Below are 24,177 nucleotides of genomic sequence, written 5' to 3'. Positions count from 1 at the left end.
GTCAAAAAGAGGTTAAAGAGAATTAAACTAATGATTTTCTTTAACCTCTTTTTTACTGCTTTTTTTATAAACCACGTTTTTTATAAACAATTAGGCGGTTTTGGTAAACCTGCAAGACGGTTGACGTGACGGGCGACCAAACCAGTATTAAATAGCTGCTGGAGCTTTTGATTACTGATGTGATGCTCAGGTAAAGTTTGCTGTAGCCATTTAATCAGCGGGCGGGTAGCAGGGGCGTGATTAAATTTGACAAAAAATGCGCGCACCTGTTGCAAGATTGCTAAATGTTCAGCATTGATAATCACCTCTAGGCTATTGGCTAGCTGCTGGGCGATAGCAGGCGTCCAAATCGTATGGTCGCATAAATGTCCGTCTTGATCTAATTCAACGTTGAGCGCTGCTGTGATAGGAATGATTGTATTGTCATTATTCATAGAGCAATCGTCACCACTTTATCAAACTTAGCACCATTAGCATGAGTATTTTGAGTCATGGCGACCCATTCACTATCGCTTAAAATAGCGGTTAATTTCGTAGTAAGGTTTAGCTTAGCAGTTGTATCAACACTAAGCTGCGCCACATCCTCGGCGAGGGCATAAATAGCAGCGATATCTTCTATCTCGATGCTCTCAAGGTCACCTAAGTAGGCATTAAACCAGTCAATAAAAGCGACCGTTGAGCCTAATAATATAATGCTATCACCCGCACACCACGTCGATGCCATTTGTTCTGTGCTGCGCCTGAGCGTGTCCATGCTGCAATGTAATTGGTATAAAGTTGCCATAATCGTGTCCGCTTGCTTACTGTATTTATTGTCATATCAAACTAAATATTAAGAGTGAAGAGTCGTACTAGTACTAAAAGCTGCTACTAAAAAACCAGAATCTGGTCAAAATCTTGCGAATTTACCACCTCTGGAATCAAGGTTAATTGCGTCGCCAAATCAGCCGGTAGCATACCGGTAATCCAACCGCTAAACACATCGTCAGGTAACCAAGCAGCTGGCATATCATATAACTCAAGTGACTGAATCATGCCATGTAGACGTGAGTTAGGCTGCATTAAAAAACCAAATACAGGCGCATCCAAATACAGCTGCACCTCATGACCAAAAGTCGCTAAAGTTAAAGCCAGCGCGCAGCCTTCATAGCTTGCCATCTCGGTAGCTGTGTGCAAGCGAATGAGTAATTTCATGATGTATTCCTAATCTGAGGTATCGCTAGTCGTTATTGCTAAGCTGGTTTTTTATGGGCTAACTATTTATAGGCTGGTCATTTTCAGAGCGAACTATAATTCCAATGCTAATTAAAACTGTAGCAAACGACAGTCGCCTTGCATCATCATCGCAAGCTCACTCAGTCCAACCAGCTTAAAACCAGCGGCCAGGTTTTCGCTATCTAATTGATGGCGAGTGCTATTTTCGCTATCTGAAATACCACGGCTAAGCGCCGTACTGACGCAAACGGGCAGCGCCAATTGATATTGCTCAGCAAGCTTTTGCCACGCTTGGGTGATATTCATCTGGTCTGCTGACTGCCAGCGTAATCGATTGGCCGTATTGGCGGCGTCGGCATAGAAAAAAACATTCAATGGCGCGGGCGGGTTTTCAAGGTCGTCGCTGTTATTGGTTTTATCATTATTATTTATGTCAGTGCTTGCTAGATAAGTACGAGCATAGCGTAGCGCAAGATGTGCCAGCGGATGGCTGGGATCAGCGGTAATTAATAATAGCGGGGTTGTGGTCGTCATAATCGCGGTGTCACTTATGATGAATGAGTATAAGGAAAAAAGCGCAACGCCTTAATTTTTTTAAGACTCAAGGTTTTTAAGAATCAAGCACTTAAGAATCAAGTTTTTTGAGCCTTTTAAGCATTGGCTATTGTAGCATTATTCACGAATTTTTCGTGTGTTCGTCAGTTGTTAGTTAGTATAGGGCTGTCAGTAGCATGGTTGAGGATTTATGCTACTATAAAACGCACAAATTAGAATATGTGTAATCGCTTTAATATTCTAAAAATAATTTTTCCAATTCATGTGGTTTTTATAGCTTTATGCTGCAAGGAGTTGTCGTCGTTATGCTATCTACCGTACCTAGTGGTACAGGCTTTCAGCCCACACCAGAGCAGCTACAAGTGCTACAGACTGCCAGCGAGTTTGCCTATCAGGTTTGGCAAAGTCGAACGGGCGCTTGCCAGACGTTTTTGCGCAGTTATCCATTACAGAGCACTTTAACGCGCCAGCAAATTGATGATTTGATTCAAGATTATACGTTGGATGAGAATTATCAGCTCGCCAATGAAGACAAAGTAATGATCGGCTTGCGGCATTTACGTATGCTGCTGATGATGCGCTGGATTTGGCAAGATGCCTTGGCCGTCATTGAGCTTGAGCAATTGACCGATGAGCTGTCTGAGTTTGCGGATGGCTGCATTTTATTTGCCAAAGACTATACCTACCAGCAGCTGATGGCGCAATATGGGCAACCGACCTTTATTAACGCTAAAGGTAATGTGCAAGTGGATGACATGGCGATTATGGCAATGGGTAAGCTTGGCGCGCATGAGCTGAATTTATCCAGTGATATCGACCTTATTTTCGTCCATCAGGCGCGCGGTGAAACGGATGGAGATAAAGCAAAAGGCACACGCAGTATTGATAATAAGCGTTTTATGACGCGGCTTGGACAAGGCATTATCAGATTGCTCGACAATAATACCGCTGATGGCTTTGTGTTTCGGGTCGATATGCGTTTGCGTCCGTGGGGCGATGGCAGCGATTTGGCGATTCATTTATCAGCATTACAGAAGTATTTTGCCCAGCATGGGCGGGCATGGGAGCGTTTTGCTTGGCTCAAAGCCCGCGTGGTTGGGCATATAGAGCAGCCGTTTTATGATGAAATACAAGCGCTGATTAAGCCTTTTGTGTTTCGTTATTATGTTGATTATAGTGCCTTTTCAGCCCTCAGAGAAATGAAGTCTCTTATTCAGAATCAAGTCGCTCAGCGTGAAGACTTAGACAATATCAAGCTTGGCGCGGGTGGTATTCGAGATATTGAGTTTATCGTCCAAGCCTTTCAACTAATTTATGGTGGTCGGCATCCGCAGCTACAGGTCAAGTCTTGTTTGGCGGCGATGCAGGCGCTGTGTCAGCTTGAGTATTTAGAGCAGAGTACTTATCAAGAGCTACAAGCGGCTTATCGTTTTTTACGTCGCCTTGAGCACGGTATTCAAGCAATTAATGATCAGCAAACGCAGCGCCTACCGCATGACACACAGTGGCAGCATAATCTGGCGCTGACCCTTGGTTTTGATGATTGGGCAGGATTATTAGCGACACTTAATCAACACCGTTATCATGTCAATGTACCGTTTGAGCGTATGGTCACCGAACGGCAGATACCCGATCAAGAAGATGACGAGCTTGAGCCTGAACAGTTAAATGAGCAGATTGCGCGTTTAAATGAGGTATTAACCGAAGAAAATCGTGCGCTATTACAAGGTTTTTGGCAGTCAAAAATGGTCGCCAATTTGAGCGATGAAGCGCGTGAGCGTTTGGATGATGCTTATCCTGTGATTGTACACGCGCTACTTATCCATGAAGAACAGCAGCAACTTGCTAATACCGCCTTGCCACGTTTAATTACTTTGCTAGAAGCCATTTGCCGCCGCTCTATTTACTTGGTGATGATTGCAGAAAACCCCAATGCCACCGTTGAGCTGATTCCGATGTTATCAGCCAGCCCTTGGATTGCTAAGGAATTGGCGCAGTATCCGGTACTTTTAGATACCTTCTTACAGCAGCGTTACCGGCATTTGCCAGACAAGCGTGAGCTGCGGGACATTTTGCGTCAACAGTTATTGCGCGTAGAGCCTAACGATGAAGAGGAGCTACTTAGCGTACTGCGTTTATTTAAAAAGAACCAAGTGTTGGCAGTGGCTGCCAGTGATGTGTTGGCAGAACGCCCAATCATGAAAGTGTCAGACTCACTGACTTATATTGCCGCTGTGGTACTCGAGGCCGCGCTTGAGCGTGCCTTTGCCGAAATCGTCAAACGCTATGGTTATCCGATTGGTCAAGATGGCGATCCGGTCACGGAAGCGGATTGCGGTTTTGCCATCATTGGCTATGGCAAGCTTGGCGGGTTGGAGCTGTCGTATTCATCAGATTTAGACTTGGTGTTTTTGCATAAAATAAAAGAGCAAGGCATGACTACGGGCGAAAAATCAGTCAGCGGTATGAAGTTTGCGGCTCGCTTGGCGCAAAAGCTCATGACTTATCTTAATACCCAAACCCGTGATGGCCGCGCTTATGAAGTCGATATGCGGCTGCGACCGTCGGGTAACGCTGGCATGATGGTGGTTTCTTGTCATGCGTTTGAGACTTATCAGCTTGAGAAAGCGTGGTCTTGGGAGCATCAAGCGTTGGTACGGGCGCGGGCAATCTGCGGTGACAAACGCGTGACCGCCCGTTTTTGTGATATTCGTCGTACTGTTTTGGCATTACCGCGTACGATTGAGCAAGTTCGTATTGAAGTCACCAGCATGCGTATTAAAATGCAAAAGCATTTGGGTACCAGTCAGCACCAGCAGCAAGCGGGTAAGTTCCATCTTAAGCAGGATGCTGGCGGTATTGTAGATATTGAGTTTTTGGCGCAGTTTGCGGTATTAGCCTATTCGCATGAACATCCAAGCTTGACTAAATGGAGTGACAACGTGCGTATTTTTGAAGAGATGGCGACTTTGGGTATTTGGGAGGCACAGGTTTGTCAGGATTTGACCGATGCTTACTTACGTATCCGCGCCGCGACGCATCAATTGGCATTATCCGAACAGTCGTTATTGGTTGATGAGTCATTATGGACAGAAACGCGAGCACTGGTACAAGCGCAGTGGCAGCATCTGATGGGCGTAGAATCCGCAGAGTAAAGTTGCTGCACTATAATGATGCGGCCAGATGATATGACGATAAGCATAGCGCTTTGATAGCCATTGTGCTCAAGGGTATATGAATAAAAGCCATGCAGTGATAAACTAAAATATTGTATTTGCCTCTCGTGCCGGTGCTATAATCACTGGCACCTTAAATTTGCAGATAGAAAAATTGCATCTGAAATTGCATCTAAAAATAGGCACTCAGTGTCAGCAGGCAATTTTAATTAAAATATCTACTTAACACTCAACAAAAAAAGTTAGACGTCAGCGCTAGCATAAGGACTATTAAATGAATATGGCAACACAAGAAGGTAAGCTTTGGATGAATGGCACGATGATTGAACAGCCAGATGCCAAGGTTCATGTGCTTACGCATAGCCTGCATTATGGCATGGCGGTGTTTGAAGGCGTACGTGCTTACCAAACTGCTGACAATCGTACGGCGATTTTTCGCTTAAAAGACCATACCGATCGCCTATTGGGTTCTGCAAAAATCTTTCAAATGAATGTACCATTTGATGCAGCGGCACTTGAGCAAGCGCAAAAAGATGTGGTCAAGCAAAACAACTTGGCAGAAGCTTATATTCGTCCGCTTATTTGGGTTGGCGCAGAAAAATTGGGTCTGTCATCACGTGACAATAGCATCAATGCAATGGTCGCTGCTTGGCATTGGGGCGCATACCTTGGCGAAGACGGTATCAAAAACGGCATCCGTGTAAAAACCTCGTCATTTACGCATCACATGACCAATGTGACCATGTGTAAAGCCAAAGCATCTAGCAACTATCCAGTATCTATCATGGCCAACCAAGAAGTTACTCGTAATGGCTATGACGAAGCCATCTTGATGGATCCGCAAGGTTATGTTTGCCAAGGCGCTGGTGAGAACTTATTTTTAGTCAAAGACGGTGTGCTGCATACACCGGACTTGGGTGGTGGTGCGCTTGATGGTATCACGCGTCGTACTATCATTCAGTTTGCTGAAGATTTGGGCATCAAAGTCGTTGAGCGCCGTATCACTCGTGATGAGTTTTACTTGGCGGATGAAATCTTTATGACAGGTACGGCCGCTGAAGTCACGCCTATTCGTGAATACGATGATCGTATTATCGGTAATGGTGGCCGTGGTGAGCTCACTGAGAAATTGCAAACCTTATACTTTGATGTGGTACATGGCCGTAATGAGCAGTATATGGATTGGTTAAGCTTTATTGATTAATTTTAAAAACTGCATTGTATGAAGTAAAAAGCTAAGACTGTTTTAAGTCTTAGCTTTTTTTTTGAGTGGTATTAATCGGTATTCTAAAGTGAAGTTTATACACTATAACTACTAACGATAAGCTCGCACATAATTTATGGATGCGGTATCATAACGTCGCTTAGTTTCAAGCTACATCTTGCTATGGTGTCCATCTATAAATACGGCTGCTTAGCATGTCGATTCTTAAAGCAGGTGAGTTCAAATTGAGAGCGGCATAGAATCTTATTTTTTAGCTAAGTCTGGTTTTACTTTGAATAGATTAATGGAGAAGCTGTTGAGAGTCTTACATTTTGTCACTGGTGGCTTTTCAGGAGCCACGAAAGTTGCTATTGATTTGGTTGAGGCTCACAATCAAATAGAATCGACTGAAAACCTATTAGTACTGCGTCGTAAAAAAACGACCGTACCAGAAAAGCTTGCTGAACTTGAAGATAAAGGTATCGATTACAAGGTTGTCACAGGTACTACCCATCTTGCGACCGTTCACGAATTAAAAAAACTATGTGAGCAATGGCGACCTGATATATTGGTTGCGCATGGGTTTCCTGAGCATTTACTGGGAAGACGGGCAGGGCTATTGGCACAAGTACCTTGCTTGGTACAAGTGGAGCACAACTCTAAAGAGCGCTATACACCTTGGAAGCTATACCAAACGCGTAAACTAAGTAAATCAACTGCTAGAATTGTGGCTGTCTCTGAAGGCGTAGCCCAAGTCTTATCTAAGCAGGGTCTTAAAGCGCCTATTCAAGCCATTCCAAATGGTATTGATACCACTCGATTTGGCGGTGTGAACCTTGCACCTGTTAATGAAAGGTCGCATGATCTGATTATGGTGGGAAGATATGCTAAAAGTAAGGATCACGTTACTTTAATTGAAGCACTGAAGCAGTTAAAGCAAAAAGGCATAAACCCCACTCTTACCTTAGTTGGCAGTGGGCGTAAGCGTTACCAAAAAGAAGTACATGATTTGGTTGCTCGCTATGAGCTGCATGAACAAGTGACCTTTATAGAGTACAGTAGCGAAGTTGAAAAGCTATTGCTGCAACATAAAGTATTTGTCATGTCGAGCCGTTTTGAAGGGCTGAACCTAGCGGTGCTAGAAGCGATGGCAAGTGGCTGTATCGTTGTGGGAAGTACTGCAATGGGAGTAAAGGAGTTGATTGATGACAAAAAAGATGGCTTCTTGTTCCCAGTCGGGGCAGCAACAGAGCTAGCGAATATCATCGCGACTGTACTATCTAATCCATCAAACTACCAAGCACTAGCAACGGCAGCTAGAGAGAAAGTTTTAGTTCATTATGATAAAAAACAGGTTACTCAAGCGTATTATCAATTATTTCAGAATTTATTAACAAGCTGTTAATTATTATAAAGTTTTTAATGTGAGTGTTGTATGAATAAAGAAGATCTAACAATTGGTATTTTAATACCTGTTTATAATGTAGCGGATTATGTAGAAGAGTGTATAGAATCCATACTCACTCAAATCGATACTAGAGCATCTATTTTAATAATGAACGATGCTTCGACAGACAATAGTGCAGCTATTATCAAGCGTTTTGAAAACCATCCTCAAGTGCAAATCTTCGATGCGCCTCATAATAGAGGTTTGTCAGCCACACGTAATGCGCTTTTTGATATGGCGCAAACAGAGTATATCTGGTTTATTGACTCTGATGATGTTATGTACGAAGGTGCTTATAAATCTGTCATGTCTCAAATAGAAAAATTGAACTCGGATGTGCTATGTGCCGATTATGTATCATTACGAGGGAAAAAAGAGGTAAAGAAAAAAGCTTTTATAGGCAAGGCTAATAAAAATTATATCAATAAGAGAAATAGCTTCTTAGATAATATTATTGAAAATAATAGTAATCATGTTTGGAATAAGGTCTTCAGAAGACAGGTAATACAAGACATAAGGTTTAAAGAAGGATTGAATTTTGAAGATATTTTGTATATGACTGATATCTCATTAAAGAGTTTCCAATATAGCTATTTAAAACAGCCTGTAATAAAGTATCGTGAGCGTGAAGGGTCTATTTTAAAAAATCTCGACAAAAAATACGTAGATGATTATTTATATGCTTTCACTTATCGTGTTGAGAAATATCAGAGAATAGGAAGAGATGACGGTTATCATTATTTACTGTATAAAGCATATAAGCGTTATATAGGGCTGTTAAATAAAATAGCTAAAAACCATCAGGAAGATTTGTTAAAAGATACTTATGATCAATACAATAAGTACTTCTCAGAGCTCTATCTGGTTGCTAATAAAGAGCTGCCAATACATCAAAGAATAATCCTGAATATTAAACGTTCCAAATTAGACAAAATTCTGAAAGGTATATAGACCATGGAAAAGATCTTTAACGTTATCAGTAATAAGCCCTTTAAAATATTCTATAACGGTCTTGTACCTCGCAGTAAAAGAAAGGAGTGGGGTTTTAGATACTCAGAACTTCCTGTACAAGCTCAAGTAGCCACATACTGGCATCATATTATAGAAGCGTATTTTAATGGTGAGATCGAAAAATATAATATCCAACCCAAAAAAGACTTAAAAAATAAAAAAATTATTTGGCAGTACTGGGCACAAGGAGTAGAGAATGCAAAAGACACTGCCAAGCTTTGTTTTGCATCTGTAGATAAATACAAAGGTGATTACGAGGTTATACGTATTACAGACGATAATATAGATGAATATCTGGAATTGCCAACATTTATTAAAGAGAAAAGAAGAAATTCTGAATTTCGTCCAGTATTCTTTTCTGACTTATTAAGGGTTGCTTTAATAAACGTGTATGGAGGTATATGGTTAGATGCATCAATACTAATGAACGATGATATTCCTACTAAGTACGAAGAGTATGATTTTTTTATGTTTTCAAGAGATGCTGATTCTGCTAATAAGGATTGGGGTAAAGGCGACCAGCATTTTTATTTCAGCTGGCGTGAAGAGTTTAAAGTTAAACATTTAAGTAGTATCATCTATGGACATAAAAAAAGTGAGTTATCCTCAGTGATATTAGATTTATTATTATTTTTCTGGAAAAATGAAGAGAAAATCCCTCACTATTTTTTCTTCCAAATAATGATTAATGAATTGAAAGATATGAATGTTGTCAATTTTAATTTTCCAGCAGAGGATGATACGCTACCGCATTTACTGCAGACTAAAATGAATAAGAAATTTAAACAAGAGGAATATGAATCTATTGTAGGCCAAGCCTCCTTACACAAACTAAGCCTACACGAAGAACTTAAAGAAAATGATATATTTGGCAATTTAACCTATTATGGCTTCTTTAAGAAAGAAATTTTTAGTAAATAGGGCTTTTAAAAGCTTACTGCCAATGCTCCTCTAACCAAGGAGTTGGCTTCACATGACGATACCATTTACCGCCGCCGCCTTTGATGGCATCTGGTGGATTAATCTCGCCATGAAAGATAACGATTTTTGCGCCCTCAGGCAACGTCGGTGCGCGCAGAAAGTTAAAAGGGATAGGGGCAATACACTGATATTTAAAACTGACACACCAGTCCTTATCCCAGTACTCTAGATGATGATGCTCACGCAGATAGTTAGATAAGTAAGCTTGCTCATGTCGAACTTGCTGACGAATGCTGTCGAAGTTGCGCTCAAAGTTTGCGAGCAAATCAGGATACGTACCCATACCAACGTTAAAGCGATAAACCGAGCTATTACCAATCATGCGCCATGGCTTTTTCCAGTCACGAATGATGACGACGCTGTCTTCATACTCAGCTTTATAAGTGAAAAAACCATCGATATTATCGACGATAACGATATCGATGTCTAAGAATAAGGCGACGCCTTTTAGGTCATATAATTCTGGCTTAAAAGTCGTCAGCTTTTTCCAGCCACGTTCAGGGCCCGCTGGTAAATCCATTTCTGGAATGGGGTAGCACTGAATGGCAGGGTCGATGCCGGTGCTATCATCGGTGAGACAGACCATTTGGAAATCTAAGGTCAGATGCCGACTGACCATGTTATAAAGACGGTTGACATATTCAGGACCGTATTTATCGCCCCATTTCATACAAATAATATAACGTTGCTCAGAGTCTTTGCCATCTATTAGGTCTGAGTCTATTGATAAGTTTTGCTTTACGTCAGTTGCCATCATGCACTCATATTGATATAAATGAAGAACGAATGTTAAAAAACTAGAACTTAAAAGGGTAGAAATAATATAAACGTTAACCGATTTAACAAGGCTATTATTCACATTATTTCTTAAGTGTTAGGTATTAGATCTTGGTATTGTTTTACTTATTATGAGCTATTGATTATTCTTAGTTTAAGATTTTGTATGCTTAGAGTTTTGATTACGAATAAACGCTGCTAATGCTTCTTTATCAGCGCTATAAGGATTATCTAAAACGGGTATGTGCTTAAAACGGCGATAGCCCCACATATAATGACTGCATTTATCTTCAATCATCTGTTGCATCGCCAGATTAAGCGCATAAGCAGCGGTTTCAGTATTGCGATCATATAGGGCGGGATCGTCTAATTTATAACAATAAATATCAAAGCCACGTCCGTCATCACGACGAATACAAGATAAGCCGACCAACGCACATTTGGTCTTGCTCGCAAGTTTGGAGGCAAGCGTACTGGTTAAGGTTTCAATCCCAAAAAAGGGCACGACCACACCGCCTGATGGATCGGGAACATGATCGGGCAGTACGATACTAAAGCCACCTTGTTTAAGGGTTTTAAATACGGCTTTGACGCCGCTACCATCGGTCGGTACTAGGGTCGCATTCAGACGCGAGCGACCTTGCAGGACAAAGTCATTGGTAATATCGCCTTTAACAGGCTTATACATAATCGTTGGCGAACCAAACTGATTAAGCCAAGCGTTCATCATCTCCCACGTGCCAAGATGCGGGACAATCGCCAGCATGCCGTTAGGACTGGCAAGCCCTTCTAATAAAAAATCTTTATTATAAACGTCACGAATTTGAGCAATGCTCCATTCAGGTGGCATCGCCCAACTCTTGATAGACTCAATACTGGTTAAACATTGATGATAAATAATGTCTTTGGTTAAGGCTTGCTTTTGACGCTCAGATAACGACGGCGCAATCAGTGCCATATTGATACTGACAGTACGCATAATGCTAGCATTTGGTAGGCGTAATATTACCCAAGCAACAAAACGTGCCAGCATCTGTAAGACAGACAGGGGCACGAATTTGAAGATATGATACGGATTCATGACCGTTCACACGGTGATGAATCACGTAACCAGTCAGATAATAAGTAACTAAGCATTATCTGACTATTTATTGCGCAGGTTTGTTGGTGTCAGCCTGTGCTTTTTCGCGCACACGGATACCAAGGTCACGTAGCTGCTTGCTATCAACTTCAGCAGGTGCTTGGGTTAGTGGGCACTCAGCAGTTTTGGTTTTTGGGAAAGCGATGACATCACGAATAGAGTCTGCGCCTACCATGAGCATAATTAAGCGATCTAAACCAAAGGCCAAGCCACCATGCGGAGGCGCACCGAATTTTAAGGCGTCAAGTAAGAAGCCAAACTTATCTTGAGCCTCTTGCTCTCCGATACCAAGCGCTTCGAGTACGGCTTGCTGCATATCATAGGTATTGATACGTAAGCTACCACCACCAACTTCTGTGCCATTTAGTACCATATCATAAGCGATAGAAAGCGCCGCTTCAGGATTGGTTTTTAATTCTTCAACAGAACCTTTTGGCTTCGTGAACGGATGGTGCATTGAGGTCCATTTGCCATCGTCAGTTTCTTCAAACATTGGGAAGTCAGTGACCCAAAGTGGCGCCCATTCACAAGTCGTCATTTCTAAATCTAGACCAATCTTTTGGCGTAGTGCGCCGATGGCGTCATTGACGATACTGGCTTTATCCGCACCAAAGAAGATAATATCGTTGCTTTGGGCACCAGTACGTTCAATCAAGCTGACCAATACGTCATCAGTCATGTTTTTGATGATAGGAGACTGTAGACCAGACTCTTGGTCGACGCCGTTGTTGATGTTGCTGGCGTCATTGACTTTGATATAAGCCAAACCACGTGCACCATAAATGCTCACAAACTTGGTATAAGCGTCGATTTGTTTACGGCTTAATGAGGCGCCGCCAGGAATGCGTAGGGCAGCAACGCGACCTTTAGGATCGTTCGCAGGGCCCGCAAACACTTTAAAATCAACGTCTTTCATTAAATCGGCTACGTCGACCAATTTTAATGGGATACGTAAGTCAGGCTTGTCTGAGGCATAGTCACGCATTGCTTCAGCATAAGTCATGCGTGGGAATTGCTCAAATTCAACATCCATCATAGTCTTAAATAGATGCTTAATAAGACCTTCGTTGATATTCATGATTTCTTCTTCATTTAAGAAAGAAGTCTCAATATCGACTTGGGTAAATTCAGGCTGACGGTCAGCACGTAAGTCTTCGTCACGGAAGCATTTAGCGATTTGATAATAACGATCAAATCCTGACACCATCAATAACTGTTTAAACAGCTGCGGTGACTGCGGTAAAGCAAAGAAGTTACCCGGACGTGTACGTGAAGGCACAAGATAGTCACGTGCGCCTTCTGGCGTTGCACGAGTCAAGATAGGGGTTTCAACGTCTAAGAAACCATGGTCATCTAAATAGCGACGAATCGTTGAAGTGGCTTTAGCACGGAAAACCATACGCTCTTGCATCTGCGGACGACGCATATCAAGGTAGCGATATTTTAAACGCAAGTCTTCTGATACCGTGGTTTTCTCATCATTCAATGGGAAAGGCGGTGTTTCAGATTTCGCCAATACTTCAATCTCTTTGCCCAATAGCTCAATTTGACCACTGGTCATATTGGCGTTTTCAGTGCCTTCATAACGGCGGCGTACGCGACCGGTAATTTTTAGCACGTATTCAGGACGTACCGCATCAGCAAGAGCGAATGCTTCTGGCGTGTCAGGGTCAACGACGACCTGCAAGATACCTGCGCGGTCACGCATGTCTAAAAAAATTACGCCACCGTGATCGCGACGACGATGTACCCAACCTACGATACTAATGGTTTGCTCAAGTAAGCTTTCGGTTACAGCGCCGCAATATTCGTCTCGGTATTCGCTATGCGTCATAGTGCTTTGCGTCATAATATAATTATCCAGTTGTCAGCCCAATTCGAAATACAATAATACAGCCGCTAGCGTGTGATACAAGCGCCGTGCGATTCAAGCCTTTAGCTAAAAAAGCACAAATAACGCGATATAAGACAAATGGTCATCACGTTGGCTGCAGAAAATTTGGTGTAAACACATATTATGCCTAATCTGCCTTTGTTATACAACCAGCGGTTGCGATACAAAGCGCTGAGAGTCAGCAATGCTCAGCAAATATGGCATCTTACTGGTTCGTGGTGTGTGCATGTGGTGTTTATAAGATGTTCATCGTTGTTTATGGTATTCATGCCATAACATTGAGCGTCAGTTAAATATTGTCATTTTGCTTGAAAATACTAGCCACTGTGCACATATCAGGCTAACTTATAAAACCTTATTAAAACAATTTCGATTATCTATTTTAACTAACAAGGAATTCCGCTCATGCTTTTTCATCCTTCTAAAAACCCTGTTGAGCTAAGAGTTATCCACCTGAATAAAAGCCAAGAGCAACGTCGTGAAGACCTGATGGAGGCGACGCAAGGTAAAGCGGCGCTTAAACAACTGAAAAAAACCATGGCTAAAAAGGCCAAACAAGCATTAAAAGTAAAAAGTAAAAGCAAAAATAAAAAAAATAATAGCGATGATAAGCAACAAGTTTTTGTGCTTGATTTTGATGGCGATATCAAAGCCACGGCGGTGAAGCATTTACGCGAAGAAATCAGCACGCTCATCAGTACTGCTAATAAAGGCGATGAAGTAGTGGTGCGCCTAGAGTCAGGTGGCGGCTTGGTTCATGGCTATGGATTGGCCGCTGCACAATTAGCCCGTTTAAAAGACGCGGGTCTAAAACTCACCGTCTGTGTCGATAAAGTCGCGGCAAGCGGCGGCTATATGATGGCTTGCGTCGCCGACAATATCGTCGCTGCACCCTTTGCTGTGATTGGCTCTATCGGTGTGGTATCGCAATTACCAAACTTCCATAAATGGCTCAAAAACCATGATGTCGATTATGAGATGTTTACCGCTGGCGACTATAAGCGTACTGTGACCGTATTTGGTGAAAATGACGCTGAAGACCGCGCCAAATACCAAGAAGAGCTTGAGCAAACACACGAGTTATTTAAGCACTTCGTTAATACTTATCGCCCAACATTGGATGTTGCAAAAGTCGCAACTGGCGAGCATTGGTATGGTGAAGATGCGCTGAAACTTAATTTAATTGATAGCCTGCAAACCTCAGACAGCTATATTTTAGAGCGTATGGAAAATAATGAAGTGTATGCGCTGCATTCACGCCAAAAACCAACCCTTGCAGAAAAATTAGGGCTGTCACAAGCAGCAGAGGCGACACTCAGCATAGCGATTGATAAATTGCCAGATGCCTTGGCACGTTTCGATTTAAACAGTCGCTTGAATATTCTAAAATAATCTTGAATATCATCATGATATCTAGTCGATGATGTTTTAGCGTTGCATTTTTTAATCGTGCATTGTTTGTATTTTGTAAAAGGCGTGTCCTAGTGGGTCGCGCCTTTTTGCTGTTTATTGATAAACGCTGTGTTATAAATGTGGCATACAGAACAGAGTATACGCACGTACACTATAAGAATTTCATTGCGTTTTTTATAAAAGCTTTATGTGAACGTGATGAAAATAATTAACCAGAAGCAAGGAAAAGGATGTCAGCTATGTCTACCGATACATTAATGTTTACCGCCACCGAACATGGTCAAGCCATGCATGCCAAAGTTAAAGCCTTTATCGAAACCTATATCGAGCCAATCGAAGCGCAGTTTTGGGCGGATTGTCATGGGCAAAATCCTGACGGCGATTGGACAAAATGGCACTGGCCAGAAAAATACGAGAGCTTGCGCAAACAAGCACGTGAAGCGGGTCTTTGGAATTTATTTTTGCCAGATGACACGCTAGGCGCGGGGTTATCGGTTACCGATTATGCACCGATTGCTGAGCTGACTGGCCGCAGTTTGCTTGCGCCTTACGTATTTAATTGTAATGCGCCTGATAGTGGCAATATGGAATTGCTATGGCGTTATGGCACACAGGAGCAGCAAGACAAGTGGCTCACGCCGATATTAGAAGGTAAAACGCGTTCAGTATTTTGTATGACTGAGCCTGATGTTGCCTCAAGTGATGCGACCAATATGCAAGCGACTGCTGTCGTCGATGGTGACGAGATTATCATCAATGGTAGCAAATGGTGGTCATCAGGTCTGGGTGATCCTGCGGTTGATGTCTTGATTGTCATGGCCTATACCCCTGATGACACTAAAGACCGTCATCATCAGCATTCGATGGTTTTAGTGCCAGCTAAAACGGCAGGCGTCAATATTGAGCGTATGCTAAAAGTATTTGGCGATTATGATGCGCCGCACGGCCATGGCGAAGTCAGCTTCAATGATGTACGTGTGCCCGTCAGCCACTTTATCGGTGGCCCAGGTATGGGCTTTGAGATTGCGCAAGGTCGCTTAGGGCCAGGTCGTATTCATCATTGCATGCGTTGTATCGGCGCTGCTGAGAAGTCGCTAGAGCTGGCCGTCAAACGCGGCATGGAGCGTACAGCTTTTGGTAAGCCACTGCTACAATTGGGCGGTAACTTTGAGCGTATCGCTGAGGCGCGTATTAAGATTGATCAAGCACGCCTGCTGACTTTATACGCGGCGCAGAAAATGGACGCCCAAGGTACCAAAGCAGCACTCACAGAAATCTCTGCGATTAAAGTGGTTGCACCGACTGTATTACAAGAAGTGGTCGATATGGCGATTCAAATCCATGGTGGTATGGGCGTTTGCCAAGATACCATGTTGCCGTCCTTTTATGCTCAAGCTCGAGCGTTGCGCTTAGCTGATGGTCCTGATGAAGTACATAAAACCATGATTGCGAAACTAGAGCTTAAGCGTCAAGGTTTTAGTCGTTCGTCGAAACCTGCTAAATCATAATATAACGTTAAAATACCATCTCTAAAAATTCACTATTAATCAGTTAATAGTGAATTTTTCATCACTGTAATTATTGATAAAAATAACTGACCACACGATAAGGAACATCTTATGGCAACTGACAATCATGCCAACAACACTGACAATGACCATCAAACACTTAATAAAGTCTTGGATAAAGGTGGCGAAGTGCGCGAAGGCGAAGAGCTTGATGCACAAGCAGTCAGCAATTGGCTACGCGAGCAAGGGATTGATATAGAAGGCGAGCCAACGGTTACTCAATTCTCTGGCGGTGCTTCAAACTGGACTTACCGGCTGCAATATGGAGGCGAAGGTAAGAGCCAAGACCTTATTTTACGCCGTCCGCCAAAAGGCACCAAGGCCAAATCAGCGCACGATATGGTACGTGAATATACCGTGCAAAAAGCCTTAAAAGATGCTTATCCTTATGTGCCAAAAATGGTCGCGCTATGTACTGATGAAAATGTCATCGGTGCGGACTTTTATGTCATGGAGCGCATGGAAGGTATCATTCCTCGTGCCAATTTGCCAAAAGGTATCGATTTAGATGTAGAGCAGACGCGCGCTTTATGTACCAATGTCATTGATGCGTTGGTTGACTTACATCAAGTCGATTATAAAGAGCATCCTGACTTGGTCAACCTTGGACGCGGTGAAGGTTACTGCGACCGGCAAGTAACTGGTTGGGATAAGCGTTATGTCAAGGCCAAAACGCCAAATGTACCAAGCTTTGGCTTAGTTCGTCAATGGCTAGGCAAGCACACACCCGCTGATAGTAAGACTTGCCTCATTCATAATGACTGGCGCTTTGATAATGTGATTTTGGATGCTGCTGATCCAACCAAGGTCATTGGCGTACTCGATTGGGAAATGGCGACTTTGGGCGATCCTTTGATGGATTTGGGTAGTGCATTGGCCTATTGGGTCGAAGAAGATGACAACATCATCATGCAGCAGTCACGCCGTCAGCCAACGCATTTAAAAGGTATGATGACCCGTGATGAAGTGGTTGACTACTACCTGAAGCAATCGGGTCTTAAGATAGACAATTGGACGTTTTATGAAGTGTTCGGTCTGTTCCGTTTAGCGGGTATCGTGCAGCAAATTTACTATCGTTATTATAATAAACAAACCACCAATCCAGCGTTTAAGAACTTTTGGCTCATCGTCCATGTACTACATGCCAAATGTCTCAAGCTGATTGCGCAGTACGAAGGTGAGGCGTTATTCAATACTTATGTACAGCCACAATTAAAAGAGATTGGTATCGACGCTGCTACGATTGAGCAATTACCAACTCCTGTACAAAAAGTGGTCAAAGGTATTTTGCCAAAAGGCTATTTTACTAAAGCGCCGCAATCATCAGATGAGTAACTGTTTATTCTTTATAAATAAACTGTAGAGAATCTGTAGAAAACGGCAGGTTAAAACGGCATGTAAAAATTATGATAAAAGGTAGCGTTTTATGACAACCATCCTTCTGGCCCGTCATGGTCAGGCGTCCTTTGGACAAGAAAATTACGATCAGCTCTCAAAGCTTGGCGGTATGCAAGCGCAAATGCTCGCTCAACACTATGCAAGCACGCAGCGTCGCATCGATGCGATTTTCACTGGTAGCTTGGTCAGGCAACAAGACTCTGCACGGCATTTTTGGGAGCGTTATCAGTCGTCTGTGGCTGATACTGAAAAGCCTTACACGCCTGCAATCGATATGAATCAGCCTGATAGCTATGTACTGCCACAATTTGATGAATTTAATCATAAAGATGTGTTAATAAAATCCAATCCGGCTTTTGGCAATCGCGCGGCAATCGCGGCTGAGATTGCGCAAGCAGAAGTGCCCTCTACGCGATTAGCTGAGCTGTTTGATGCGGCGATGCAGCGCTGGCATGCAGGTGATAACGATAGTGACTATATCGAGAGTTGGGTGCAGTTTAGTGAGCGGGCAAAGCAAGCGCTTGAGCAAGTGCGTCTGCAAGTTGCTAACTTACAGTTGGGTCGTGATGATACAGTGCTGGTCTTTACCTCGGGCGGTATCATTGCTGCTATCACCGCGCAGTTATTGCAACAAGGCAGTTCAACCGCTTATCAAATCAATAAGAGCTTGGTCAATACTGGCGTGACGTCTCTTACAATGAAAAATGAGCGTACGCGCTTATTGTCTGTCAATGAATACAGTCATCTGTTTTCTGAAGGCAAGCGCTTTGTGACGTGGCGATAAAAAAGAAATGAGTAAAATATTAAAGCTATCATTAAAAGCCAATTAAAAACATCATAAAGCGGTTACTTTAAATAGGTAGTCGCTTTTTATGGATTTAAAATCATTAAGTAGCATCGTTAAAATACTTTAGTTTTATGGCGCTGTAAATTGATTGCGTGTTTGGTTTACGGTATAAGTGCTAAACTTATTATATAAATTTACGCTATGATAGACAATTGACGTCATTTTGTATTGATACCAACAGGATAGGATAGTCCATGAAAAATACCTTGATAAATTTGGTCACCAACAGTGCCAAACAAAGTAAAAATCAGCTATTTAGTGCGATTCAACCAGCTCGTTACTTAAAAGGCTTAAATAAGCAGCAAGTTGGACGTGGTAAAACAATTTTAATCACCGGTGCCAGCTCAGGATTGGGCGAGGGCATGGCAAGATTGTTTGCTAAACTCGGTTATAACCTTGCGATTTGTGCCCGCCGTACCGAGCGTTTAGAAAATTTAAAAGCAGAATTATTGGCTCAATATCCTGATATTCGTGTCGAATATCGAATCTTAGATGTCAGCGATTACGATGCGATTTTTACAGTATTTGATGCCTTTGCAGCGGATTTTGGTCATATCGATCGTGTGGTGGTAAATGCCGGTATCGGCGACAGTCGCCGTATTGGTAAAGGGCGCTTTGATACCAACCGCCGTACCGTTGAGATTAACTTTGTCTCTGCGCTCGCGCAATGTGAAGCGGCGATGAATATCTTCCGTGCACAAAATAGCGGTCATTTAGTGGCGATATCAAGTATGTCAGCGATGCGCGGTTTGCCTAAGCATTTGACCGCTTATGGCGCAAGTAAGGCGGGCTTGGCGCATTTAGCAGAGGGTATCCGTGCTGATATGCTATTAACCAAACTGCCGATTCAAGTGTCCACCATTTATCCAGGCTATGTGCGCACCGAAATCAATGAAAATGCCAAACCTTTACCGTTTGAAGTCGATGCAGAGACAGGCACGACAGCAATCGTTGCCGCGATTGAGGCAAGAGTAAACGAAGCTTGTGTACCAAGTTTACCGTGGTCGATTGTCGGTCAAGCCATGAAGCATTTGCCGTTACAAGTGGTTAATAAGGTCAGCTAATATCAGTTATTTTGCTAGTTATGCTAGAAACAGTACAGACAAAATTAAAATAACAAAAAGCCCGCTATATAAAATGTAGCGGGCTTTTATTACTTTTGAAACTTTTAAGTCTTCAATGCTACAAGGTTTGTGGATTGTCTAGCATATGTTTTTCACGCAGTTTTTGGCGTAGTATTTTGCCAACATTGCTCTTTGGTAGCTCGCTGACAAATTCGATATGGCGTGGGCATTTGTAGCCCGTTAAATTGTCAATAGCGAACTCTTTGATGTCACTTTTGGTGACATTATTATCGGCAGGCACGATATAGATTTTAACCGCCTCACCTTGGTGGTCATCAGGAATGCCGATGACTGCACATTCAACAATCCCTTTACAATCAAGCATAACTGACTCGATTTCATTAGGGAAAACGTTAAAGCCTGAGACCAAAACCATGTCTTTTTTGCGATCAAGTAGGGTGATATAACCCTTTTCATCCATACTCACAATATCGCCCGTACGGAAGTAACCGTCTTTGGTAAAGTCATTGGTATTGTCTTTATTAAAATAGCCTGACATGACGTTCGGACCTTTGATACACATATCACCCGCCTGATTGTAGCCGACCGGTTCATCATTTTCATTGACCACGATAATGTCGACGCTAGGACCTGGGATACCAATAGTGCCATTAAACGTGCGGTCAGTAATAACGTTGTTGGTGCCAACTGCCACACACTCCGTCATACCCCAACCTTCAACCATTGGACAGCCAGTCACCTCTAACCAGCGCGCTGCTGTTTGTTCGGTCGCTGCCATACCGCCTGCCTGCGAGATACGTAGCGAGCTAAAATCTAAGTCTTTAAAGTTCGGCTGATCAAGCAACCCTTTAAACAAGGTATTAACCGCAGGGAAAATATGGAACGGTTGTTTTGATAAGGTTTTAATAAATCCAGGCATGTCACGTGGATTGGGTACCAATATAAAGGTATAACCTGAACGCATACCGAGTAGGCTCAGCATAAAGGCAAAAATATGATATAGCGGTAACGCCATCACCATATTGATATAAGCCTCGTTAATATCTGAGGTAATCGGGCGAAACCAAGCTTCCGACTGCATCGCAGCGGCAACGACGTTGCGCTGAGTGAGTACCGCACCTTTAGACAAGCCTGTCGTACCGCCGGTATATTGCAAAATAGCTTTGTGTTGCAAAGCCGTTTTTGGTGCTTGGAAAGGTAAGTTTTTGCCTTTTTTTAGCACATCAGGGAATTTGGTGACGTTGTATTTAGGATCGTTAAGATTGTACTTCGGCACCAAGCGTTTGACCTGACGGATAACGGTATTCACCAAAATACCTTTTAAACCCATCATATCGCCCATTTTTGATAGGACAATACGCTTGATATCTGTCTCTTCAATGACTTGCTCAAGCGCTTGCGCAAAGTTATCAACCACAAAGATAACCTGAGCGCCGGAATCATTTAATTGATGGCGCAGCTCGCGACCAGTATAGAGAGGGTTGATAGGCGTACAAACGTAGCCTGCACGCAAAATACCAATCATCGTCGGCAGATATTGCGGTACGTTTGGCATCATAAGTGCCACGACACTGCCTTTAGGAATACCTTGCCCTTGTAGCCATGCGGCAACGGCAAGCGAGGCTTGATCAACATCACCATACGTGTGGGTCACACCCATACAGATCGTCATAGGGTGCATACGAAAGCGATTAAAGCACTCTTCATAGAGCTCTATAAGACTTTCGTATTGATCAGGATTGATGGTATTTGGTACGTTTGCTGGATATTGAGCAAGCCAAGGCTTATCAGTGGTCATACTTAGCGTCCTTAAATGTGCGATAAGTTAAGGTTCTATAAAAAAGTAGTCACGTCCCTGTCAACAATACCATCATCGCCCTATCATCGATGGATTGCCGAGTGTTATCCTATTTATTCACAGACTGCTAAAATACGGTGGCCTTTATACAAATATCATTGATTACAAGATTATTTAATTAAAAAATATTTAACTACCAAGCCTTAGCTCCTAAGTAGATTAAATGGCTAGTGAGTGCTGTTGATGCTAAAGGTAGTACTGAAAAAATATCACATCCAGACAAGGTTGGTCGATTAACCTCAATTGAAGAGACTATCAATATCATTTAATAAATAATAGCGTAACATATTTTGGCAATACATTAACATAACTGCAATTGAGTCTGTTATTCCTATACAAGAACTTGTTAGTTTATAATTCAGTTTGATAAAATAAAAAAACTGTGTTGCAAGCTAAAATAGACAAGTGGTTGTTAATATAAGATGAAAGGGCAGCCAAATCATATAATATATAGTACTACAAATATAAGTCATTAATTTTACTAAAAACGTCCTAAAAACATTCTTAATGTCATCTTAGTTTAGTTAACTGAACAGTTACAAAGCGTAAGGTTTTAGTAGCAAAGAAGAATAATTAAAGCATAAAAAAAGCGCCCTATAGTGAAGATAGGGTGCTTTTTTATGAATTTTTTATGACTAAGATATTGAACTTTTACCGTAATTAGCGCTGTGGATTATCAGCGATATGTTTCTCACGCAGCTTTTGACGCAGTACTTTACCCACATTACTTTTTGGTAATTCAGTCACAAATTCGATATGACGCGGGCATTTATAACCGGTCAAATTATCTAAAGCAAACTCTTTAATCGAGTTTTTAGTGACATTGTTATCAGCAGGAATGACATAGATTTTGACGGCCTCGCCTTGACGCTCATCAGGAATGCCAATCACAGCGCAATCAATAATCCCTTCACAATCCAGCATGACGGATTCAATCTCGTTCGGGAAGACATTAAATCCTGAGACCAAAATCATATCTTTTTTACGGTCTAATAGTCTAAAGTAGCCTTTTTCATCCATGCTGACGATATCGCCGGTACGGAAATAGCCATCTTTCGTAAAGTCATCACTACTATCTCTATTCAGATAGCCTGAGGTGACATTAGGACCTTTAACGCACATCTCACCAGCTTGGTTGACGCCAACACGATTGCCTTCATCATCGATGATAATAACATCAACGCTCGGGACAGGAATGCCAATCGTGCCATTAAACTTACGGTCAGTAATGACGTTTGCAGTACCAACGGCCACGCCTTCAGTCATACCCCAACCTTCAATCATGGGGCAGCCGGTCGTTTCGAGCCAGCGTGATGCTGTTTGTTCGGTCGCCGCCATACCACCTGCTTGCGAGATACGCAGTGAGCTAAAATCAAGGTCTTTAAAATTTGGATGATCCAGTAACCCTTTAAACAAGGTATTAACCGCAGGGAAGATATGGAACGGCTGTTTTGATAAGGTTTTGATAAATCCGGGGATATCACGTGGATTGGGTACTAGGATAAAGGTATAGCCTGCACGCATACCAAGCGAGCTCAGCATAAAGGCAAAAATATGATACAGCGGTAGTGCCATCACCATATTAATATAAACCTCATTAATCTCTGAGGTAATAGGACGCGTCCAAGCTTCTGACTGCATGGCTCCTGCGACGATATTACGCTGAGATAAAATGGCACCCTTAGATAAGCCCGTCGTACCACCGGTATATTGCAAAAAGGCTTTTTGATCCAATGACATCTTTGGCTTTTGGAAGGGCAGGTTTCGGCCTTTCTTTAGCACATCAGGAAACTTGGTCACTGCATGCTTAGGGTCATTGAGCTTGTATTTGGGCACCAAGCGTTTGACCTGACGGATAATGGTATTTACTAAAATACCTTTTAGACCCATCATATCGCCCATTTTTGATAAGACAATATGTTTGATATTGGTCTCATCAATGACTTGCTCGAGTGCTTGCGCAAAATTATCGACGACAAAGATAGCCTTTGCACCGGAATCATTTAGCTGATGCCGCAGCTCGCGCCCAGTATAGAGAGGGTTGACTGGCGTACAGACATAACCTGCGCGCAAAATACCAATCATCGTTGGCAGATATTGCGGCACGTTTGGCATCATTAGTGCAACCACACTCCCTTGAGGAAGTCCTTGTGCCTGTAGCCAAGCGGCAACCGCAAGCGATGCTTTATCAATATCATCATAAGTATGGGTCACACCCATACAGATACTCATTGGATGCAGACGAAAGCGGTCAAAGCACTCTTCATAGAGCTCCATGATGCTGCCATATCTATCTGGATCGATAGTTTTAGGCACACTCTTAGGATATTGGGCAAGCCAAGGTTTATTCAACGTCATAGTCAGCGTCCTGGAAGTTCAATTAGGTTTCTATCGTTAAGCAGTCATATCCGTGTCAATAAAAAAATCAGCGCTGACTTAAAACAATTGCCGCTGAATTCGATAATATCCTTATCTATTGACGGACTACCAATTTCTGTTGTTCAGTTTTGATGAATGATAAAAGCATTAATCTTAAATAAATATGATCATCTTAAAAAGTGACACTCAATTTTAAAGCGTTCTTACCAATTATTCGCAACTAAAAAA

19 protein-coding genes are annotated in these 24,177 nt (G+C 42.5%); 10 read left to right on the top strand and 9 right to left on the bottom strand.

All coding sequences use genetic code 11. The features are described 5' to 3' along the window. Positions 1–80: 80 nt before the first annotated feature. The 4 genes from JMX50_RS04105 to tusD all read right to left on the bottom strand — a co-directional run bounded on the left by JMX50_RS04105 (position 81) and on the right by tusD (position 1,749). Positions 81–434, bottom strand: a complete 354-nt coding sequence (locus tag JMX50_RS04105; RefSeq protein WP_201628539.1) for a TusE/DsrC/DsvC family sulfur relay protein — start codon at positions 432–434, stop codon at positions 81–83. Then, entirely contained in the window at positions 431–784 is a 354-nt protein-coding gene (locus tag JMX50_RS04100) for a hypothetical protein (protein WP_201628538.1), read from the bottom strand. Before JMX50_RS04100 ends, JMX50_RS04105 begins: the two co-directional genes overlap by 4 nt. 86 nt (positions 785–870) lie before the next feature. Further along, positions 871–1,194, bottom strand: a complete 324-nt coding sequence (locus JMX50_RS04095) for a hypothetical protein (RefSeq protein ID WP_201618608.1) — start codon at positions 1,192–1,194, stop codon at positions 871–873. Between the two features lie 111 nt (positions 1,195–1,305). Continuing rightward, the gene (tusD, locus tag JMX50_RS04090) at positions 1,306–1,749 is read right to left on the bottom strand and encodes a sulfurtransferase complex subunit TusD (RefSeq protein WP_201628537.1); all 444 of its coding nucleotides are present in this window, start codon (positions 1,747–1,749) and stop codon (positions 1,306–1,308) included. Between the two features lie 326 nt (positions 1,750–2,075). On the opposite strand from tusD, the gene glnE reads away from it, so the two are divergent. The 5 genes from glnE (at position 2,076) to JMX50_RS04065 (ending at position 9,529) form a co-directional block, all read left to right on the top strand. After that, positions 2,076–4,925 carry a bifunctional [glutamate--ammonia ligase]-adenylyl-L-tyrosine phosphorylase/[glutamate--ammonia-ligase] adenylyltransferase gene (gene glnE / locus JMX50_RS04085; protein WP_201628536.1) on the top strand — a complete coding sequence of 950 codons (2,850 nt, stop codon included), beginning with the start codon at positions 2,076–2,078 and terminating at the stop codon, positions 4,923–4,925. Positions 4,926–5,220: 295 nt separating this feature from the next. After that, positions 5,221–6,150, top strand: coding sequence for a branched-chain amino acid transaminase (locus tag JMX50_RS04080; RefSeq protein ID WP_201628535.1), 930 nt, complete (start codon positions 5,221–5,223; stop codon positions 6,148–6,150). Between the two features lie 316 nt (positions 6,151–6,466). Continuing rightward, on the top strand, positions 6,467–7,555 hold the full coding sequence (locus JMX50_RS04075) for a glycosyltransferase family 4 protein (RefSeq protein ID WP_201628534.1): 1,089 nt from the start codon (positions 6,467–6,469) through the stop codon (positions 7,553–7,555). 30 nt (positions 7,556–7,585) lie between these two features. Further along, positions 7,586–8,548, top strand: a complete 963-nt coding sequence (locus tag JMX50_RS04070) for a glycosyltransferase family 2 protein (protein WP_201628533.1) — start codon at positions 7,586–7,588, stop codon at positions 8,546–8,548. 3 nt (positions 8,549–8,551) lie between these two features. Continuing rightward, on the top strand, positions 8,552–9,529 hold the full coding sequence (locus JMX50_RS04065; protein WP_201628532.1) for a capsular polysaccharide synthesis protein: 978 nt from the start codon (positions 8,552–8,554) through the stop codon (positions 9,527–9,529). Between the two features lie 13 nt (positions 9,530–9,542). Here JMX50_RS04065 and JMX50_RS04060 read toward each other — a convergent pair whose 3' ends face one another. The 3 genes from JMX50_RS04060 to aspS form a co-directional block, all read right to left on the bottom strand. Further along, positions 9,543–10,343: a glycosyltransferase gene (locus JMX50_RS04060; protein WP_201628531.1), complete on the bottom strand. Its 801-nt coding sequence runs from the start codon at positions 10,341–10,343 to the stop codon at positions 9,543–9,545. 177 nt (positions 10,344–10,520) lie between these two features. Beyond that, the gene (locus JMX50_RS04055; protein WP_201628530.1) at positions 10,521–11,447 is read right to left on the bottom strand and encodes a lysophospholipid acyltransferase family protein; all 927 of its coding nucleotides are present in this window, start codon (positions 11,445–11,447) and stop codon (positions 10,521–10,523) included. A 67-nt stretch (positions 11,448–11,514) separates the two neighbouring features. After that, positions 11,515–13,341, bottom strand: a complete 1,827-nt coding sequence (aspS, locus tag JMX50_RS04050) for an aspartate--tRNA ligase (protein WP_201563576.1) — start codon at positions 13,339–13,341, stop codon at positions 11,515–11,517. A gap of 465 nt (positions 13,342–13,806) precedes the next feature. Here aspS and sohB point away from each other — a divergent pair, with 465 nt between their 5' ends. From sohB to JMX50_RS04025, 5 genes are all read left to right on the top strand, one after another. Next, positions 13,807–14,793, top strand: coding sequence for a protease SohB (gene sohB, locus JMX50_RS04045; RefSeq protein ID WP_201563438.1), 987 nt, complete (start codon positions 13,807–13,809; stop codon positions 14,791–14,793). 278 nt (positions 14,794–15,071) lie between these two features. Further along, entirely contained in the window at positions 15,072–16,322 is a 1,251-nt protein-coding gene (locus JMX50_RS04040) for an acyl-CoA dehydrogenase family protein (protein WP_374220396.1), read from the top strand. A gap of 111 nt (positions 16,323–16,433) precedes the next feature. Continuing rightward, positions 16,434–17,717, top strand: a complete 1,284-nt coding sequence (locus JMX50_RS04035) for a phosphotransferase family protein (RefSeq protein WP_201628529.1) — start codon at positions 16,434–16,436, stop codon at positions 17,715–17,717. 91 nt (positions 17,718–17,808) lie between these two features. Then, entirely contained in the window at positions 17,809–18,564 is a 756-nt protein-coding gene (locus JMX50_RS04030) for a histidine phosphatase family protein (RefSeq protein WP_201628528.1), read from the top strand. Between the two features lie 257 nt (positions 18,565–18,821). Continuing rightward, positions 18,822–19,691 carry an SDR family oxidoreductase gene (locus JMX50_RS04025; RefSeq protein WP_201628527.1) on the top strand — a complete coding sequence of 290 codons (870 nt, stop codon included), beginning with the start codon at positions 18,822–18,824 and terminating at the stop codon, positions 19,689–19,691. Positions 19,692–19,809: 118 nt separating this feature from the next. On the opposite strand, the gene JMX50_RS04020 is transcribed toward JMX50_RS04025, so the two are convergent. Continuing rightward, positions 19,810–21,510, bottom strand: a complete 1,701-nt coding sequence (locus tag JMX50_RS04020) for an AMP-binding protein (protein ID WP_201628526.1) — start codon at positions 21,508–21,510, stop codon at positions 19,810–19,812. A 720-nt stretch (positions 21,511–22,230) separates the two neighbouring features. Next, on the bottom strand, positions 22,231–23,928 hold the full coding sequence (locus JMX50_RS04015; protein ID WP_201628525.1) for an AMP-binding protein: 1,698 nt from the start codon (positions 23,926–23,928) through the stop codon (positions 22,231–22,233). Positions 23,929–24,177: the final 249 nt, after the last annotated feature.

The sequence above is a fragment of the Psychrobacter maritimus genome, from assembly GCF_904846345.1.
In the GTDB taxonomy this organism is placed as follows: domain Bacteria; phylum Pseudomonadota; class Gammaproteobacteria; order Pseudomonadales; family Moraxellaceae; genus Psychrobacter; species Psychrobacter maritimus.
This window is presented reverse-complemented; position numbering and strand designations above follow the sequence as displayed.

What these genes read in the sequence shown, in the direction of transcription:
- JMX50_RS04095 (WP_201618608.1), bottom strand. Translation starts at nt 1,194, where the DNA reads ATGAAATTACTCATTCGCTTGCACACAGCTACCGAGATGGCAAGCTAT.
- JMX50_RS04065 (WP_201628532.1), top strand. Translation starts at nt 8,552, where the DNA reads ATGGAAAAGATCTTTAACGTTATCAGTAATAAGCCCTTTAAAATATTC.
- aspS (WP_201563576.1), bottom strand. Translation starts at nt 13,341, where the DNA reads ATGACGCATAGCGAATACCGAGACGAATATTGCGGCGCTGTAACCGAA.
- JMX50_RS04025 (WP_201628527.1), top strand. Translation starts at nt 18,822, where the DNA reads ATGAAAAATACCTTGATAAATTTGGTCACCAACAGTGCCAAACAAAGT.
- JMX50_RS04105 (WP_201628539.1), bottom strand. Translation starts at nt 434, where the DNA reads ATGAATAATGACAATACAATCATTCCTATCACAGCAGCGCTCAACGTT.
- JMX50_RS04035 (WP_201628529.1), top strand. Translation starts at nt 16,434, where the DNA reads ATGGCAACTGACAATCATGCCAACAACACTGACAATGACCATCAAACA.
- JMX50_RS04030 (WP_201628528.1), top strand. Translation starts at nt 17,809, where the DNA reads ATGACAACCATCCTTCTGGCCCGTCATGGTCAGGCGTCCTTTGGACAA.
- JMX50_RS04070 (WP_201628533.1), top strand. Translation starts at nt 7,586, where the DNA reads ATGAATAAAGAAGATCTAACAATTGGTATTTTAATACCTGTTTATAAT.
- JMX50_RS04020 (WP_201628526.1), bottom strand. Translation starts at nt 21,510, where the DNA reads ATGACCACTGATAAGCCTTGGCTTGCTCAATATCCAGCAAACGTACCA.
- JMX50_RS04060 (WP_201628531.1), bottom strand. Translation starts at nt 10,343, where the DNA reads ATGGCAACTGACGTAAAGCAAAACTTATCAATAGACTCAGACCTAATA.
- glnE (WP_201628536.1), top strand. Translation starts at nt 2,076, where the DNA reads ATGCTATCTACCGTACCTAGTGGTACAGGCTTTCAGCCCACACCAGAG.
- JMX50_RS04080 (WP_201628535.1), top strand. Translation starts at nt 5,221, where the DNA reads ATGAATATGGCAACACAAGAAGGTAAGCTTTGGATGAATGGCACGATG.
- sohB (WP_201563438.1), top strand. Translation starts at nt 13,807, where the DNA reads ATGCTTTTTCATCCTTCTAAAAACCCTGTTGAGCTAAGAGTTATCCAC.
- JMX50_RS04100 (WP_201628538.1), bottom strand. Translation starts at nt 784, where the DNA reads ATGGCAACTTTATACCAATTACATTGCAGCATGGACACGCTCAGGCGC.
- JMX50_RS04040 (WP_374220396.1), top strand. Translation starts at nt 15,072, where the DNA reads ATGTTTACCGCCACCGAACATGGTCAAGCCATGCATGCCAAAGTTAAA.
- tusD (WP_201628537.1), bottom strand. Translation starts at nt 1,749, where the DNA reads ATGACGACCACAACCCCGCTATTATTAATTACCGCTGATCCCAGCCAT.
- JMX50_RS04055 (WP_201628530.1), bottom strand. Translation starts at nt 11,447, where the DNA reads ATGAATCCGTATCATATCTTCAAATTCGTGCCCCTGTCTGTCTTACAG.
- JMX50_RS04015 (WP_201628525.1), bottom strand. Translation starts at nt 23,928, where the DNA reads ATGACGTTGAATAAACCTTGGCTTGCCCAATATCCTAAGAGTGTGCCT.